Source organism: Micromonospora sp. CNZ309 (assembly GCF_002846525.1).
The window spans coordinates 4337207-4353022 of sequence record NZ_PJNG01000001.1 but is presented as its reverse complement, the minus strand read 5'-3'; the positions used below and the strand labels follow the sequence as shown (position 1 = coordinate 4353022).

General features: G+C 72.3%; 13 protein-coding genes, 1 tRNA gene and 1 pseudogene. 13 read left to right on the top strand and 2 right to left on the bottom strand.

Translation table 11 applies throughout. The features are described 5' to 3' along the window. The first annotated feature begins 60 nt into the window (after nucleotides 1–60). The 8 genes from CLT72_RS18140 to CLT72_RS18105 all read left to right on the top strand — a co-directional run bounded on the left by CLT72_RS18140 (nucleotide 61) and on the right by CLT72_RS18105 (nucleotide 9188). Nucleotides 61–687: a NuoI/complex I 23 kDa subunit family protein gene (locus tag CLT72_RS18140; RefSeq protein WP_101412818.1), complete on the top strand. Its 627-nt coding sequence runs from the start codon at nucleotides 61–63 to the stop codon at nucleotides 685–687. Then, the gene (locus CLT72_RS18135) at nucleotides 684–1295 is read left to right on the top strand and encodes an NADH-quinone oxidoreductase subunit J (RefSeq protein WP_101412817.1); all 612 of its coding nucleotides are present in this window, start codon (nucleotides 684–686) and stop codon (nucleotides 1293–1295) included. The genes CLT72_RS18140 and CLT72_RS18135 overlap by 4 nt, the downstream gene beginning before the upstream one ends. After that, nucleotides 1292–1669, top strand: coding sequence for an NADH-quinone oxidoreductase subunit NuoK (gene nuoK / locus CLT72_RS18130; protein ID WP_250101633.1), 378 nt, complete (start codon nucleotides 1292–1294; stop codon nucleotides 1667–1669). The genes CLT72_RS18135 and nuoK overlap by 4 nt, the downstream gene beginning before the upstream one ends. Beyond that, nucleotides 1666–3603, top strand: coding sequence for an NADH-quinone oxidoreductase subunit L (locus CLT72_RS18125; RefSeq protein WP_101412816.1), 1938 nt, complete (start codon nucleotides 1666–1668; stop codon nucleotides 3601–3603). Before nuoK ends, CLT72_RS18125 begins: the two co-directional genes overlap by 4 nt. Continuing rightward, nucleotides 3600–5105: a complex I subunit 4 family protein gene (locus CLT72_RS18120; protein WP_101412815.1), complete on the top strand. Its 1506-nt coding sequence runs from the start codon at nucleotides 3600–3602 to the stop codon at nucleotides 5103–5105. The genes CLT72_RS18125 and CLT72_RS18120 overlap by 4 nt, the downstream gene beginning before the upstream one ends. Beyond that, a complete protein-coding gene (locus tag CLT72_RS18115; protein ID WP_101412814.1) occupies nucleotides 5102–6586 on the top strand; it encodes a proton-conducting transporter transmembrane domain-containing protein in 1485 nt (494 codons plus the stop codon). The genes CLT72_RS18120 and CLT72_RS18115 overlap by 4 nt, the downstream gene beginning before the upstream one ends. Nucleotides 6587–6910: 324 nt before the next feature. After that, the gene (gene htpX, locus CLT72_RS18110; protein ID WP_101415243.1) at nucleotides 6911–7786 is read left to right on the top strand and encodes a zinc metalloprotease HtpX; all 876 of its coding nucleotides are present in this window, start codon (nucleotides 6911–6913) and stop codon (nucleotides 7784–7786) included. Nucleotides 7787–7928: 142 nt separating this feature from the next. Next, nucleotides 7929–9188, top strand: a complete 1260-nt coding sequence (locus CLT72_RS18105; protein WP_101412813.1) for an MFS transporter — start codon at nucleotides 7929–7931, stop codon at nucleotides 9186–9188. A gap of 225 nt (nucleotides 9189–9413) precedes the next feature. On the opposite strand, the gene CLT72_RS18100 is transcribed toward CLT72_RS18105, so the two are convergent. After that, nucleotides 9414–9908, bottom strand: coding sequence for a YajQ family cyclic di-GMP-binding protein (locus CLT72_RS18100; RefSeq protein WP_101415242.1), 495 nt, complete (start codon nucleotides 9906–9908; stop codon nucleotides 9414–9416). 148 nt (nucleotides 9909–10056) lie between these two features. Here CLT72_RS18100 and CLT72_RS18095 point away from each other — a divergent pair. Next, nucleotides 10057–10140: transfer RNA gene (locus tag CLT72_RS18095), tRNA-Tyr, on the top strand. A 167-nt stretch (nucleotides 10141–10307) separates the two neighbouring features. Further along, nucleotides 10308–10454 (top strand): hypothetical protein, encoded by a 147-nt coding sequence (locus CLT72_RS31965; protein ID WP_158242040.1) that lies wholly within the window; start codon nucleotides 10308–10310, stop codon nucleotides 10452–10454. Here CLT72_RS31965 and CLT72_RS32875 read toward each other — a convergent pair. Further along, a pseudogene (locus CLT72_RS32875) lies at nucleotides 10448–10735 on the bottom strand (integrase); the annotation flags it as partial. The gene CLT72_RS31965 and the pseudogene CLT72_RS32875 sit on opposite strands and share 7 nt — an antisense overlap. 86 nt (nucleotides 10736–10821) lie before the next feature. Between CLT72_RS32875 and CLT72_RS18085 the strand changes: the two are divergent. The 3 genes from CLT72_RS18085 to CLT72_RS18075 all read left to right on the top strand — a co-directional run bounded on the left by CLT72_RS18085 (nucleotide 10822) and on the right by CLT72_RS18075 (nucleotide 15745). Beyond that, nucleotides 10822–13755 carry a hypothetical protein gene (locus tag CLT72_RS18085; protein ID WP_158242039.1) on the top strand — a complete coding sequence of 978 codons (2934 nt, stop codon included), beginning with the start codon at nucleotides 10822–10824 and terminating at the stop codon, nucleotides 13753–13755. Nucleotides 13756–14044: 289 nt separating this feature from the next. Next, nucleotides 14045–14629: a hypothetical protein gene (locus CLT72_RS18080; RefSeq protein ID WP_486484274.1), complete on the top strand. Its 585-nt coding sequence runs from the start codon at nucleotides 14045–14047 to the stop codon at nucleotides 14627–14629. Between the two features lie 405 nt (nucleotides 14630–15034). Next, nucleotides 15035–15745 carry a hypothetical protein gene (locus tag CLT72_RS18075; protein WP_144082269.1) on the top strand — a complete coding sequence of 237 codons (711 nt, stop codon included), beginning with the start codon at nucleotides 15035–15037 and terminating at the stop codon, nucleotides 15743–15745. Nucleotides 15746–15816 lie beyond the last annotated feature (71 nt).

The following is a 15816-nucleotide window of genomic DNA, read 5'->3' as shown; positions in this document are numbered from 1 at the left end:
CCCACCGTACCGCCGGCAGACCGCGGGGGGTGGTCGCGCGCGCCGCGGCCACAGGGCAGGATGGTCGGCATGACCGACCGCAGCGAGCGCAGCGAGCCGGGCGGCGCCGGCGGAGACCGTGGCCTGCCCGGCGCGGGCCTGGTGAAGGGGCTCGCGGTCACGTTGAAGACGATGACCCGCCGCTCGACCACCCAGCAGTACCCGGACGTCGCCCCCGAGCTGCCGCCCCGCTCGCGCGGGGTGATCGCGCTGCTGGAGGAGAACTGCACGGTCTGCATGCTGTGCGCCCGGGAGTGTCCGGACTGGTGCATCTACATCGACTCGCACAAGGAGGAGGTGGCGGTGCCCGGCGCCGCCCGCCCCCGCCAGCGCAACGTGCTCGACAAGTTCGACATCGACTTCTCGCTCTGCATGTACTGCGGCATCTGCGTGGAGGTCTGCCCCTTCGACGCCCTCTACTGGTCGCCGGAGTTCGAATACTCCGAGTACGACATCAAGGACCTGCTGCACGACAAGGACCACCTCGGGCAGTGGATGGGCACCGTGCCACCGCCGCCCGCGCACGACCCCAACGGTGAGCCGGCGAAGGAGGAGACCGCCGCCGCGCGCAAGGCCGCGGTCCCGGCCGCGCCCGCCGCCCGTCCCGCCGCCCCGGCCGTACGCCCCGAGCCCGAGGCCGGCGCATGACCGGTGCGGACGTGCTGCTGCTCGCCCTCGGCGCGCTGGCGGTCGGCTCGGGGGTGCTGGTGGTGGCCACCCGCCACCTGGTCCGGGCCGGCCTCTACCTGGTGCTCTGCCTCGGCGCGCTGGCCGGCATGTACCTGGTGCTCACCGCCGAGCTGGTGGCCTGGGTGCAGGTGCTGATCTACGTCGGCGCGGTGGTGGTGCTGCTGCTCTTCGCGGTGATGCTCACCCGTGCCCCGATCGGCGCCTCCGACGACCTGGACCGGCCCGGCTGGGCGGCGGCGCTGATCGGCGGCGGCACCGGGCTCGGGCTGGCCGCCCTGCTCGTCGACGCGTACCGGTGGACGGCCGTGGAACTGCCCGACACGGGCACCGCGGAACGCCTCGGCGACCAGATCTTCCGCAGCTGGGTGCTGCCCTTCGAGGTGCTCTCGGTGCTGCTGTTGTCCGCCCTGGTCGGCGCCATCGTGATCTCCCGCCCCGACATCGGCCGGCCGAAGGCCGGTGAGCCGGGCACCGCCCGGTCCCGCACCGGCGGGCCGGGCCCCGGGGGCTCCGGCACGGTGGTCGGCGGCGGGCGTCCGGGCGACGACGGCGGGCGGTCGCGGTGAGACCCGTCATCCCGTACGTAACGGCCGCCCTGCTGTTCGGCCTCGGCGTCTACGGCGTGCTGCGCCGGCGCAACGCGGTGCTGGTGCTGATGGCCGTCGAGCTGATGCTCAACGCGGTCAACCTGATCCTGGTCACCGCCGACACCACCGTGCGCGCGCAACTGCCGCACGGCGGGCAGGTCTTCGCGCTCTTCGTGATCGTGCTGGCCGCCGCCGAGATCGGGGTCGGCCTGGCGATCGTGCTCCAGCTCTACCGGCTGCGGGCCACCGTCGCCGTCGACGAGGTGCCGCTGGCCGAGCCGGTCACGGTCGGCACCACTGCCGGGGCTGACGCCCGGCCCGGGTCCGCCGAACGCCCGGAGGTGGAGCGGTGAGCACGACCACGCTGCTCGGCGCGCTGCTGCCGGCCGTACCGCTGGTGGCGGGCCTGCTCGGCCTGCTGCTGCCGCCGGCGCCGCGCGCCGCCGGGACGGGCGCTGACCGGGCCCGGCGGGTGGCGATCGCGCTCGGCGTGGCCGGGGCCGCCGGTGCGCTGGCGCTCGCCGTCGCCCTGCTGGTCACCCTCGACCGGCCCGCCGAGGCGTCCACGACCTGGGTGGACCTGGGCGGGCTGACGGTGAGCCTCGGGGTGCGGCTGGACGGCGCCGCCGCGCTGGTCGCCGTCGCGGTGGCCGCGGTGGCCCTGGCCGTGCAGGTCTACTCGGTCGGCTACCTGCGCCGGGGTCCGCACGACGACGTCGACACCGACCACCGCTACCCGCCGTACGCGGCGCAGATCAGCCTCTTCACCGCCGCCATGCTGCTGGTGGTGGTCGCCGGCGACCTGATCCTGCTGCTGGTCGGCTGGGAGGTGATGGGCATCTGCTCCTACCTGCTCATCGCCCACGACCGCCGGCTGCCCGAGGCGCCGGCCGCCGCCATGAAGGCGTTCCTGGTGACCCGGGTCGGCGACGTCGGCTTCCTGCTCGGCATCGCGCTGCTCGGCGTCTCGGCGGGCAGCTTCCGGATCGCCGACGTGCTCGCCCACGACCACGCCACCGGCACGCTGACCGCCGCCTGCCTGCTGCTGCTCGCCGGGGTGGCCGGCAAGAGCGCCCAGTTCCCGCTGCACACCTGGCTGCCGGACGCGATGGCCGGCCCGACGCCGATCTCGGCGCTGATCCACGCCGCCACGATGGTCGCCGCCGGCGTGTACGCCGTCACCCGGCTCTACCCGCTGTTCGAGGCGACGCCGACCGCGTTGGCCGTGCTCGGCGTCATGGCCTCGGTGACCCTGCTGCTCGGCGCGTTCGCCGCCACCGCCCAGGACGACCTCAAGCGCGTACTGGCCTGGTCGACGGTCTCCCAGATCGGCTACATGACGGGCGCGCTGGCGGTCGGCTCCACCCCGGCCGCGCTGTTCCACCTGCTCACCCACGCCGCGTTCAAGGCGCTGCTGTTCCTCGCCGCCGGTGCGGTCATCCACGCCGTCGGCACCACGCTGATGTCCCGCATGGGCGGGCTGCGCCACAGCATGCCGGTCACCTTCTGGTGCACGGTGGTCGGGCTCGGGGCGCTCGCCGGGGTGCCGCCGCTGTCGGGCTTCTGGAGCAAGGACGGCGTGCTCACCGTCGCCCAGGAGGCCGCCCTGCACGGCACCGGCCCTGCCCCGACCTGGGTCGGCTGGCTGGTCTGGCTGGCGGGGCTCGTCGGCGTCGCGGTCACCGCCTGGTACGCCACCCGCCTGCTGCTGCGCACCTTCTTCGGTGCGGCGCGGATGCCGCTGGCCCACCCGCACGACCCGCCCGCCGTGATGCGCTGGCCGCTGCTGCTGCTCGCCGTACCGGCCGCCCTGCTGGGTCTCGCCGGCTTCGACTGGGCCTTCGCGCGCCGGCTGCTGCTCACGCACACCGCCGGTGTGCCGGCCGGCGAGCATCTCCTGATCCACGTCGGCCCCGAACTGCTGCTGCCGCTGGCGCTACTGGCCGTCGGGGCGGGGCTCGCCTGGCTGCGCTGGCGGCGGGACCCGGCCGCCGACCCGGCGACCGCGCTGGGCCCGCTGCGGCCGGTCCTCGCCGCCGCGTTCCGGCTCGACGACGTCCAGCGCGCCCTGGTCGTACGCCCGACGAAGGCGCTGGCTCGGGCGGCGCGTACGGCCGACGAGGTGGCGGTGGACGGCGCGGTCGAGGGCAGCGGCCGCGCCGCGCTCGGCCTCGGTGGCGGCCTGGCGGCGCTGCACCGCGCGGCGCTGCCGCGCGCGGCGGTCGGCGTGCTGGCCGGGGCGCTGCTGATCGGCCTGGCGGCCGTCGTGATCGGAGTCTCCGCATGAGGTTGGGGGAGTTCCTGCTGGTGGCGGTGCTGGCGCTGCCGGCGCTGGGCGCGCTCGCGGTGGCGGCGACGCCCCGGGACCGGGCGGCCCGGGCGCTCGGCACGGCTGTCGCCGGCCTGACCCTGGTGGCCGCCGCGCTGCTCTTCCTCGGCGACCGCTCCTGGACCACCTACGCGGCCGGCACCCCCGCCGTGCGCCCGTGGCACCGGCTCGACCTGCCCTGGGTGCCCGGCCTCGACCTGCGCTTCCACCTCGGCGTGGACGGCATCTCCTGGCCGCTGGTGGTGCTGACCGCGCTGCTCACGCTGCTCTGCTGCGCGTACACGCTGTGGAAGGTCCCCGACGGCGGCAGCGGGCGGGCCCTGGTGGCGCTGCTGCTGGTCGTCGAGGTCGGCATCCTCGGCACCTTCCTCGCCCTCGACCTCGTGCTCTTCTTCGTCTTCTTCGAGGTCGTCCTGCTCCCGATGTACGCGATCATCGCCGGCTGGGGTGGCGCGGACCGGCGGCGGGCGGCGGCGAAGTTCGCCCTCTACACGCTGTTCGGCTCGGTGCTCCTGCTGGTCGGCGTCTACGTGGTGGTGTCCGCCGCCGGCACGGCCGACATCGTGGCGCTCACCGGCGGGACGGGGCTGTCCCGGGGCACCCAGCTCGCGGCGTTCACGCTGCTCGCGCTGGCCTTCGCGGTGAAGAGCCCGCTGTGGCCGCTGCACTCCTGGCTGCCCGACGCGCACACCCAGGCACCCACCGTCGGCAGCGTGGTCCTCGCCGGGGTGCTGCTCAAGATGGGCACGTACGGGCTGATCCGGATCGCGGTCGGGGTGGCCCCGGAGGGCGCCCGCTGGGCCGCCCCGGTGCTCGGAGTGCTGGCCGTGGCGGCGATCCTGGTCGGGTCGCTGGTCTGCCTCGCGCAGCGGGAGCTGAAGCGGCTGATCGCGTACTCCAGCGTCGGGCACATGGGCTTCGTGCTGCTCGGGGTCGCCACGCTCACCGCCACCGGCATCCAGGCGGCCCTGATCGGCAACGTCGCGCACGGGGTGATCACCGGCCTGCTCTTCTTCCTCGCCGGGGCGATCAAGGACCGTACGCACACCGGGTCGCTGGACGAACTCTCCGGGCTGCGGGAGACCGCCCCCCGGCTCGCCGGGCTGCTCGGCTTCGCCGCCGTCGCCTCGCTCGGCCTGCCGGGGCTGGCCGGCTTCTGGGGCGAGGCGTTCGCCGTGGTCGCCGCCGTCGAGGTCGGCGGGGCGCTCTGGACCACCCTGGGCGTGCTGGCGGCGATCGGCGGGGCGCTCACCGCCGCGTACCTGCTGCGGCTGCTGCGCCGGGTGACGCACGGGCGGCCCAGCCCGGCGGTCGGGCGGCTGACCCCCGGCCTGGCCGGCGTGGAGCTGGTCGCGTGGGTGCCGCTCGTGCTGCTCGCCCTCGCGGTCGGCCTGGCCCCGACCCTGGTGCTCGGCGTCGCGGAGGCACCCGTCGACGCCCTGGTGGAGGTACTGCGGTGAGCGTGGTGCAGAGCGTCGACAACGTGGCGCTGCTCCCGGCGTACCTGGCGGCCGGGACGGCCGTGCTGGTGCTGCTGGCCGACCTGCTGGTGGCCCGGGGCCGGGTCACGCTGGCGACGGCCGCCGTCGGTGCGGCGGCCACGGCGCTGGGCGCGGTCCTGGTCGGCACCGGGGGTGAGCGCCGCACGTTCTGCGTCGGCGCCGACTGCTCGTACGTCTTCGGCGGCCGGGCCGCCCTGGTCGCCGTCGTCGTCGCCCTGCTCACCCTCGGCGTGCTGGCCCTGTCCGGCCCGCTGCTGCGGGCGGGCCAGTCGCCGACGGGGGAGTACTGCTTCCTGCTCGCCTGCTCGATGACGGGCGGCGTCGTGCTCGGCGCGGCGGGCGACCTGATCACCCTGATCGTGGCGCTGGAGACGCTCACCCTCCCGCTGTACGTCCTCGTCGGGCTGCGCCGCGACAGCCTGGCCAGCGCCGAGGCGGCCGTCACCTTCTTCGTGGTGAGCGTGGTCGCCACCACGCTGACGCTGCTCGGGGTGGCGCTGCTCTACGCGGCCACGGGCGGCCTGCACCTGGGCCGGATCGGCGCGATCCTCACCGACCGGCCCGACCTGCTGGACCTGCCGCTCACCACCGCCGCCGTGGCGCTGGTGGTGCTGGGGCTGGCGTTCAAGGTGGCGGCGGTGCCGTTCCACGCCTGGGCGCCGACCACCTACGACGGCGCGCCGCTGCCGGTGGCGGCGTACCTGTCCACCGCCTCGAAGCTGGGCGGCGTGGTGGCCCTGCTCGCCGTCGTGCAGTACGCGCTGCCGGCCGACGTGACCGGCCCGGTGCTCGCCCTGCTCGCGGTGCTGACGATGACCGTCGGCAACCTGGTGGCGCTGCGCCAGCGGCGTACGGTCCGGCTGCTCGCCTGGTCCTCGGTCGCCCAGGCCGGCTACATCCTCGCCCCGCTCGGCGCGCTGGCGCTGGCCGCCGGGCGCACCGCCGACGCCCGCACCGCCGCGTACGCGGCCGCCGTCGCGTACGCCGTCTTCTTCGTGGTGCTGGAGCTGGCGGCCTTCGCGGCCGTGGTGGCGCTGCGCCCGGCGGGCGCGGACGGCGGCACCCTCGACGACCTGCGCGGGGCGGCCCGGAGGCACCCGTGGCGGGCGGCGGCGCTCGGGCTGGCGCTGGTCGGGCTCGCCGGCCTGCCGCCGGGTCTGGCCGGCCTCTTCGCCAAGGTGACCGTGGTCCGTTCGCTGCTGGACGGGGGCGCGGGCTGGCTCGCCGTGGTGGTGGCCGTGAACGCGGTGATCGGCCTCGCCTACTACCTGCGCCTCGCCGCCACCCTCTGGGCCGCGCCGGCCGCCGAGCGGGCCACCGTGGCCACCGTGGCCCCCGTGCGGGCCCGGACGGTCGGGGTGGTGCTGGCCGTGGCGACGGCGGTGGCCGTGGTGCTGGGCTTCGCCCCGCAACTCGTGCTGGGCCTCGCGGCCCGCTAGAAGGCTGTCGCACAGGGGTTCGTCCGAGCGGGTCGAGGTCCTTGTCGGGAGCGGGGAAGGAATGTCGTCGCGATACCTGTCAGGCATTTAGATGCCTGACAGGTATCGCGCACCAGGAGGTCACGCCCCCGCCGACACCCCGACCGCGCGCCGCCTCCGGCGAACCGGCAGCGGTCGCATTCCCGAATTCCGGTGGGACACTCGCGACGGGCACTCCGGACATCTCAGGCAACTCTCAGCCATGAGACGGATGGTTGACGGGTACCGGGTTGTTGAACCGGTCAGCGGATCCCGCGCGATCCGTGCTGCACCGAAGGAGTGATCGTGCACCACAACCGTCTGAAGACCGCCGCGCTGCTCGGCCTGCTCACGTCGCTGATCCTGGCGGTGGGCTACTGGTTCGGCGGCAGTGGCGGCCTGGTCATCGCCGTCGTCGTCTCGCTGCTCATGAACGGCGTCACCTACTTCTACTCCGACAAGCTCGCGCTGCGCTCGATGCGGGCGCAACCGGTCAGCGAGGCACAGTTCCCCGAGCTGTACCGGATGGTCCGCGAGCTGGCGACCGAGGCCGGGCAGCCCATGCCCCGCCTGTACGTGAGCCCGACGTCGCAGCCCAACGCGTTCGCCACCGGGCGGAACCCGCAGCACGCGGCCGTCTGCGTCACCCAGGGGATCACCGAGATCCTCGACTACCGCGAGCTGCGCGGCGTGATCGGGCACGAGCTGTCGCACGTCTACAACCGGGACATCCTCATCTCCAGCGTGGCGGCCGGTCTGGCCGGCATCATCACCATGCTGGCGAACATCGCCTGGTTCATCCCGCTGGGCGGTGGCGACGACGAGGACTCCCCGAACCCGGCCGTGCTGCTGCTCACCATCATCCTCGGCCCGATCGCGGCCACCGTGATCCAGCTGGCGATCAGCCGCAGCCGGGAGTTCCAGGCGGACGCCTCCGGCGCCCAGCTCACCCGGGACCCACTGGCCCTGGCGAGCGCCCTGCGGAAGATCCACATGGGTGCCCAGCGCCGGCCGCTGCCGGCCCAGGGGCAGCTCACCAGCACCGCCCACCTGATGATCGCCAACCCGTTCAAGGGCGGCGGCGTGGCGGCGCTCTTCTCCACCCACCCCAAGATGGAGGAGCGGGTCACCCGGCTGGAGCGGATGGCCGCCAACAGCGGCCCCGTGCAGTTCCAGCGCTGAGGCACTGATCACCTTTCCGCCCGTGTCCGGTCCGCCGGACACGGGCGGAACGCCGTGTGAGCGCGTTAACCGTTCCTCTCGCGCCGTCGGCGGCGTTAGGGTCGAAAGGTTCCCCACTCGTTACATCCCCTGGAGGTCGACCGTGGCCGCACTGCGCCAGTACCTGGGCGTCTGGCGGATCCCCGGAGCACCGATGCTGCTGCTCACCGGCATCCTCGGCAGGCTCGGGATCGGCATGACGCCGCTGGCGCTGCTGCTGGTCGTCGAGCAGGTCACCGGCCGCTACTCACTGGCCGCCGTCGCCGGGGCCATCTACGCCCTCTCCGGCGCCGCGCTCAGCCCCGTGGCGGGCCGGATCGCCGACCGGATCGGCCCCACCCCGGTGCTCGTGGGCACCGCCGTCGCCCACCCGTTCGCCCTGCTCGCCCTGCTCTGGTCCGCCCGCTCCGAGGCCGGCAGCCTGGCGCTGGTCTTCGTGGCGTCCGGCGTCGCCGGGGCCACCTACCCGCCGCTTACCGCCGCGATCCGCGGCGCCTGGAACGACCTGACCTCCCCGGCGTCCGGCCGGTGGCACCTGCGTAACACCGCACTCGCCGCCGAGACCACGCTCTTCGAGATCGTCTTCGTGCTCGGTCCGCTGCTGGTCGCCGGCTTCATCCTGTTCGCCGACGCCGGGGCCGCCCTGATCGGCGCCGCCGTGGTGACCCTGGTCGGCACGATGGCGGTGGCCCTCGGCCGCGTGATGCGCGGCTGGCAGCCGCACCCGCGCGAGCACCGCACCACGGGGCTCGGCCCGTTGCGCGTGTCCGGCTTCCCGGCGCTGCTGCTCTGCGTGGCCACCCTCGGCATCGCCTTCGGCGCGGCCGGCGTGACCGTGCCGGCGTTCGCCTCCGCCTACACGTCCGACGACCCCGACAGCCTCGCCGGGGTGCTGCTGGCCGTCTGGGGCGTCGGCAGCGCCGTGGGTGGCTTCTGGTTCGGTGTCCGCAAGCCCGCCCGGAACATGACCCGGCAGTTCTCGCTGCTGCTCGGCGCGGTGGCGGCCAGCTTCGCCGTCTTCGCGGTGATGCCCACCCCGGTGGCGCTGGGCACGGCCCTCGTGATCGGGGGCGCCACGATCGCACCCGCGCTCACCCTGGAGAACACCCTGGTCGGCCGGGTCGCCCCGACCAGCATGCTGAACGAGGCGTACACCTGGGTGGTGACCATGTCGGTGGGTGCCAGCGCCGCCGGCGGCGCGGTGGCCGGCCTGATCGTCGACCACGGCGGCGGGCCGCCCTGGGCGTTCGTCTTCGCCGGGGCGGCGGTGGCCGTCGGGGCCGGGGTGGCGGCCCTGCCCGCCGGGCCCATCGCCCGCGCGGAGGCCACGGCGGTACGCAGCGAGGAGCTGCTGCCCGCCTGACGCCTACGGGGTTCCCGTCGCGTCGGAGGGGTACCCCCGGGCATGTTCGTCTTCTTCTCGAACCGGGTGGGCTGCCTCGGATCCCTGCTGATCAGCGCGATCCTGACGGTCGTGCTGCTGCTCGTCTTCTCCCGCTGAACCGGCATGGTCCTCTCGACCCGGGTTGTCAGGGTCGGCCGTCCGCCGTCCGGTCGGCCCCGCCGCGGCGGGGCCGACCGGACACCGTCAGCGGTAGTTGGTGAACTGGAGGGCGACGCCGAAGTCCTCGCCCTTGAGCAGTGCGATGACGGCCTGGAGGTCGTCCCTCTTCTTGCCGGTGACGCGCAGCTGGTCGCCCTGGATCTGGGCCTGGACGCCCTTCGGGCCCTCGTCGCGGATCTTCTTGCTGATGGCCTTGGCCTTCTCCGAGTCGATGCCCTGGATCACCTTGCAGTCGATCTTGAAGATCTTGCCCGACGACCGGGGATCGCCGGCGTCCAGCGACTTCAGCGAGATGTTCCGCTTGATCACCTTCTCCTTGAAGACCTCCAGCGCCGCCCGCACCCGCTCCTCGGTCTCCGCCTGGAGGCTGATGGCCTCCTCACCCGACCAGGAGATCTCGGCGCCGGTGCCCCGGAAGTCGAACCGCGTCGCGAGCTCCTTCTCCGCCTGGCGGAGAGCGTTGTCGACCTCCTGGCGGTCGACCTTGCTCACGATGTCGAACGACGGGTTCGCTGCCATGCTCATGCTCCTGCTGTCCGGCGGTCTGTGGTCCTTCGTCCCCCGCTGACCAGCGGTACGACCCCCTGACGGTACCCGGTTGCGCCGGTGCCGGGGTGAGCCGCTATCCTTGCTTCCGCTGCCGCGTTACGACGCGGTGGGGTGCCCTGGCGGGTTGCCCGAGCGGCCAATGGGAGCGGACTGTAAATCCGTCGCGAAAGCTACAGAGGTTCGAATCCTCTACCCGCCACCAGGTACACAAAGAGGCACCTGACCAGCGCGCACGCCGGTCAGGTGCCTCTTTCGTGAGTCCCGCTCGGTCCAGCTCCAACCCGCTCGATCTCGCTGGCTGTGTCACATGCGTGTCACCGAGATCGACGGGGAACCCGGCGCGGGCGAGCGATGTCTAGGCTGCAAGCCATGACGTTCGATACCCCGCCCGAGCAGTTGGTGGCAGTCCTCGTCAGTTGGGCAATCGGACTTGCAGTCCTCTATTGGGTGATCCGGCTGGCCGTGCGTCACGCCATCGCGGATGCCGACAGTCGCAGGGCCAAGACCCGTCATTGAGCGCGCCGTGCTGCCTTAGCCGGCGGGGTGGTAAGGCCGAGCGCGGCCTCCACCCGGCGGCGGGCGGCTTTCTCCTGGCCGTAGACGCACTTCGCATAGACCCGCATGAGCACATGCGCGCTGTGCCCGGCCCACTCGGCGAACCGGGTTGCCGGTACCCCGGCGTTGAGCCAGAGCGACACAGCCACGTGCCGCAGGTCGTACGGTCGCCGGGCCAGGGGTGAGCGCTGCTGAGCCGGGGTGAGCACCTTCGCCCGCACGTCGCGCCACGCCTTCCCGTAGGCACGCCGCAGTCCCTCGCCGATGCGGCGGGGCGTAAGAGCTGGGACTCGACCAGCGCCGGCCCTCAGCAGCATGCGGCTGGGTCGTGGAAACGGGTGATCTGAGACTGAGAGCGGCATTTCCGTCGGACGTCGCCGGTGCCGCACCTCCTGCGCTGCTTGCCGGGCGGTTCCGGGGCGCTTTCCGTCGCGGCGGCGTGCGATCCTCTTCGCGGCTGATAATCGCCGCCTGTCCATCATGGGGAGACCACGTGGGTAACGCTCCGCGCGCTCGTCAGCGTGCCATGGCTCTGATCATGGCCTCGACACTTGGCTGCGGAACGATCGTGGGGCTCACCGCGGCCCCGGCCGCCGCGGCCGCGGGCGCACCCACCGACCTGAAGACCGCCAACCAGTCGTGCGCCATTGCCGCACCGGGGCCGTACCTGAGCCCGGTCCTGCTCAACGCCGCTCAGGCCGTCGTGCTGAAAGGCACCTTCGACCGTACGGGTGCGGGCCCCCAGCTTGAGGCCGACTTCCAGGTGTGGGACGTGGCCGACCCGGAGCACCCGCAGCAGTGGCTCCGCACCATAGGCGAGCAGAGCAACGAGGTCTACGTCCAGCTCGAGGACGAGGCGAAGCAGCTCGACGGCGTCACGTACGCCTGGCGGGTGCGGGTCCTCGACGGCGCGTCGGCGTCGGCGTGGAGCGACACGTGCCATTTCACCGTCGATCGCAGCGGTGGCCCGGCACCCACCGTCACCTCTGCCGAATATCCCGCAGGCAGCTGGGACGACGCCAGCGGCGCGATCGGCGTCCCCGGGGCGTTCGCGCTGGCCCCGGTCTCCGCCGACACCGTCAGTTACCGGTACCGGTTCTACTCGGGCGAGCTGCCGGAAGACACCGTGGAGGGCACGGTGAACGCCGAAGGTCTCGGCGGGCCCGCAACCGTCCGCTGGAGCCCGCGAGCTGCCGGCCACCACTCGCTCACCGTCCGAGCCATCGACCGGGCTGGCAACGCGTCAGAGCCGACCTACCACGAGTTCTACGTCAAAGAGACCCGGCCGTCGGTCTTCTCTGCCGCGTACCAGGACCTGGCTCCGAACCTCGACTACAACGTCGGCGTGCCCGGCGCGTTCGAGTTCACCGCCACGGTCGCCGGCACGGCGTCGTTCGCATGGCGGATCGACGAGGGCGGACCATCGGGAACCGTGCCCGCGGACGCCGCCGGAAAGGCGACGGTCATGATCGCTCCGACGCGCGGCGGCTGGCAGACCCTCTACGTGCACAGCGTCACGCACGACGGCACGGCGCACGCTGACCGCGCCTACCGGTTCATCGTCGACAACGGCCCGACGCTCACCGGGGACACGCGCGGCGACGTGGTCATCGGGTCGTCGCTCACCTTCCGCCTCGCGCCCCGGATGCCGAACGTCGAGGCGTACGTCTACTGGGCGGAATACTCGAGCCTGGAGCAGCGGCCGATCGAGAAGATCACCGTTCCCGCTCGGCCGGACGGCACCGCCGACCTGACCTGGACGGCCACCGAGACCGGCGTCGCCGGCCTGCGGATCCAGAGCCGGAGCGCCGACGGCACCCTCTCCCATCCGCGCTGGCAACCGATCTCCGTCGACGGAGCGGCACCGACGGTGACCCGCACCGGCGGCACCGACCTGGGCACGCCGGCGGCCTTCACGGCCCGCAGCCGGATGGCCGACGTGGTCGACTACGTGGCGACGCTCCACTACGACGAGGCCAGCAGCCAGGTCGTCAAGCCGGCCGCCGACGGCATCGCCACCTTCAGCTTCACCCCGACCAGGAGCGGCTACAAGGCCGTCACCGTCGTCGCCCGCAACGCCGCCGGCGTGCAGACGGAGTCGGACGGCGTGACCTGGACCGTGACGGACGGGCCCCGGGTCGCATCGACCGACTTCCCGGCGACCGGCAGCGGTCACCTCGCCCCGGGCACCTTCAGCTTCACGCCGCGCATGTCCGGCTCGAGCTCGTACCAATGGTGGGTCAACGACGGCTCGGGCGGCACCGTTGCCGCCAAGGCCGATGGCAGCGCGGCGCTGACCTGGACACCGCCGGGCGCCGGCAGGTACGTCCTGAGCGTCCGCAGCTTCACGGCCGACCGCACCGCCTCCATGGTCACCATGTACGGCTTCACCGTCGAGGGCCCACCGATGGTGTCGAACTTCAAGGCGACCGGTGGTGTCGGCTCGGCCGCGCTGTCCTGGACGCTGCCGTCGATCACCGATCTGGACCAGGTGATCGTGCGAAGTGCCACGGGCCCGACGGCGCCGTCGTCACCAACCGCCGGCACGGCGGTGTACGGGGGCACGGGCGGCAGTGTCACGGCGACGGGGCTGGCGCCGGGTACGACGTACACGTTCGCGGCGTGGGTCAGGGACAGCAGCGGGAAGCTGTCGGCCGCGCCGAGTGTGACCCTGGTCGGCAGCACGACCACGATCACGGCCAGCGCCACCTCGCTCGCGCACGGCTCGGCGGTGACGGTGTCGGGCGCGGCAGTCCGCGCGGACACCGGTGCGGGCATCGCGGACGCTCCGATGCAGCTCTACGGCAGGCGTAAGGGCACCAGCCAGTGGACGTTGATCACCACGTCGACCACTGACAGCTCAGGCGAGGTGAGCTACAGCCACCAGCCCTCGTGGGGCCTGGACTACAAGTGGCGGCACCGCGGCTCGACGGCCCACCTGGGTTCGGAGAGCGGCCTCACGACGGTCTGGGTGAAGACAGCCGTCACCGCCACGCTGTCGAAGACGTCCGTCCCCCTCGGCGGCTCGGTCACCCTGTCGGGCAGTGTCTTCCCGGCCCACCCGGGCAGGACGGTGCACCTGGAGCGTTACGTGAACGGAAGCTGGTCCCCGGTGAGCAGCGCGGCGTTGTCGTGGACCGGCGCCTACTCGTTCACCGTCCAGCCGTCCGCGAAGGGCACCCACCACTACCGGGTTCACATGCCGCCCGACCTCGACCACCTGGCCAGCTACAGCGACACCCGCAGCTTCGAGGTCTTCTGACCCGATCGGCGTGGCCCCGCTGCTTCACCGAAGCAGCGGGGCAGACCGACAGGTCCAGGCGTTGGCGCAAGTACCTGACCCGGTGCCGCCAGCGGTGGTGCTCGACTGAAGCGGCGGATGTCGCGGGAACGGCTGCGACAGCGTCCGTCCCGATCCTTAGGCTCTTGGCGTGTCACTGAGTCGCCGTGCCATCCGGGGCCGGAGGCTCCGGTCCTGTGCCGACCCGCGTCGGTGCTCGGAGGTTGGTGTGACGGATTGGCGGACCCTGAGCGAGCAGGTGCGGTCGCGAGTGCTGGCTGCCAACGCTGGTACGGCGGTGGCATTCGCCGCTCTCACAGCAGAGCGGCTGATGCGGCTGGACCCGCAAGGGCTGCCGTTCACGCAGGGCCTGCGACCTTTGCTTGACCTGGTGTGGCGTGCTGCTGCCGGCGATCAGACTGCCTTCAAGCCGATTGCCGTTGCCCTCGGCGGGTTCTACATGAGCGAGTACTGCCACAACGACGGACAGACCGGTCCGGCTGACGCCGACGATGACCCGGCTGCCGCGACTCTCTTCGCGGCGGAGTGTTTCCTTCATGCGGAGCCAGTCTTCGCCGCACATGTCGCGGGCCGGGCCATCGACGCCGCCGACTACCGTGTGGAGCTGGGTTCCGGGGACTACACGGGTGATGAGGCCATCGGCTTTGATCCCGATGCCGCGATAGGTGCGGAAGTGCGGCAACAACTTGCCGATCTCGACGCCCTCGCTCCGTATGCCACGAAGCTCTCGCATGCCCGTTTTGGTCTCCCTGTTGACGAGCATGAGCTTCTCCTGGATGCGCTGCGCGACCTGGTCACCGCACCGACTCCCACGCCAAGCGCCAGCAAAGACTGACACCATCCGTTCGGGGGGTTGTCGCGTCGCCGGTCTGCGGGCCGGCGTGCGGCTGTGGGGCAATCGGGAGCATCCGCGCTATGCATCGGGCATGGTCCGCCGGGAGCCGACGTCGTCTCAAGATATCCGCACGCCGAGCAAGAATGCCTGAGTGATCTTCAGGCTGGCGTTCGTATGTCTGGTGCTGATGGCGTTGGGCCTGGCGGCGGTCTTCGCTCTGTGGTACCTGACGAGTTGGCTGTGGTGGTCGGTGAAACGAGTGGCTGTAGCTGTACCTCGCTGGGCGAGGTCACTGACGGTCGAGCCACCGCCGGGACCGGCGTTCGACGACTCGCGAGACGTCTGGCCTATGCCACCGGGGGTCTGGGGAAGCGACGCGAAGCCCAGCTGTCCGGAGTTCTTCCGATGAGGGAGCTGAAGGTCCTCACCGGACGATCGACAAGGCGTGAGGTGCTTCCCTCGCTTCTTGCGGGAGTCGCCCTGGGGATGGCGGCGTTCGCTGCCGACCTCGTGCCGGAAGCTGTGGGCAGGTTCCTCGTGCCAGCCTTCAGTTCGGGATTCGCCTGGGGCGTGGTGGCCCTCGCCGTGAGCTACCACGCCCTGACCTTGAGGTCAGCTCTCGTTGCTGGGGTCGGCACACTCGTCCTGGCGACCCTGACCTACTACGGCCTCGTTGGCTCGCTCAGCCGGCAGTGGCTCAGCGATTCCGGGCCAGCGCTACCAGCGGAGGGGCTCTCCTCCGTCACGCGTGCGTCGGCCTTCTGGTTGGTCGGCGCGTTGTTCGGCGGACTGGGGCTCGGTCTGCTCGCGCACGTCGTCAGGATGGGCACGGTCCGCAACGCCAGTGTTGCTCTGGGCATCGCGTTCGGGCTGCTCACCGGGGAGGCAATCTATGCCATCTTCCACGTCGTCTTCATCTGGGTCGGGCCTGTGGGCTCCTTGGTCTGGGCCAGGCTTGGAGCGGCGGCGGTGCAACTTCTCCTAGCCGCAGTAGTTGCGTTCTTGCTCCACCGGCCGCCGGTCTCACTACGGATCTTTCTGCTGAGCGCCACGGTGTCGACGGCGGCGAGCGCCGCGAGTTGGCGTCTCGTCGAGTCGGTCCGGATGACGCTGTAGCGCGCGATCGGCTCGGATCCTCTACCCGTCGAGCAGTGCCAACGGCTCCGACCAGCGGGAATGAGGTTGGA

Bases quoted from the DNA above. Each gene is read 5' to 3' on its own strand.
- CLT72_RS18075 (WP_144082269.1), top strand. From the start codon at position 15,035: ATGAGGGAGCTGAAGGTCCTCACCGGACGATCGACAAGGCGTGAGGTG.
- CLT72_RS18140 (WP_101412818.1), top strand. From the start codon at position 61: ATGGTCGGCATGACCGACCGCAGCGAGCGCAGCGAGCCGGGCGGCGCC.
- CLT72_RS31965 (WP_158242040.1), top strand. From the start codon at position 10,308: ATGACGTTCGATACCCCGCCCGAGCAGTTGGTGGCAGTCCTCGTCAGT.
- CLT72_RS18120 (WP_101412815.1), top strand. From the start codon at position 3,600: ATGAGGTTGGGGGAGTTCCTGCTGGTGGCGGTGCTGGCGCTGCCGGCG.
- CLT72_RS18100 (WP_101415242.1), bottom strand. From the start codon at position 9,908: ATGGCAGCGAACCCGTCGTTCGACATCGTGAGCAAGGTCGACCGCCAG.
- CLT72_RS18135 (WP_101412817.1), top strand. From the start codon at position 684: ATGACCGGTGCGGACGTGCTGCTGCTCGCCCTCGGCGCGCTGGCGGTC.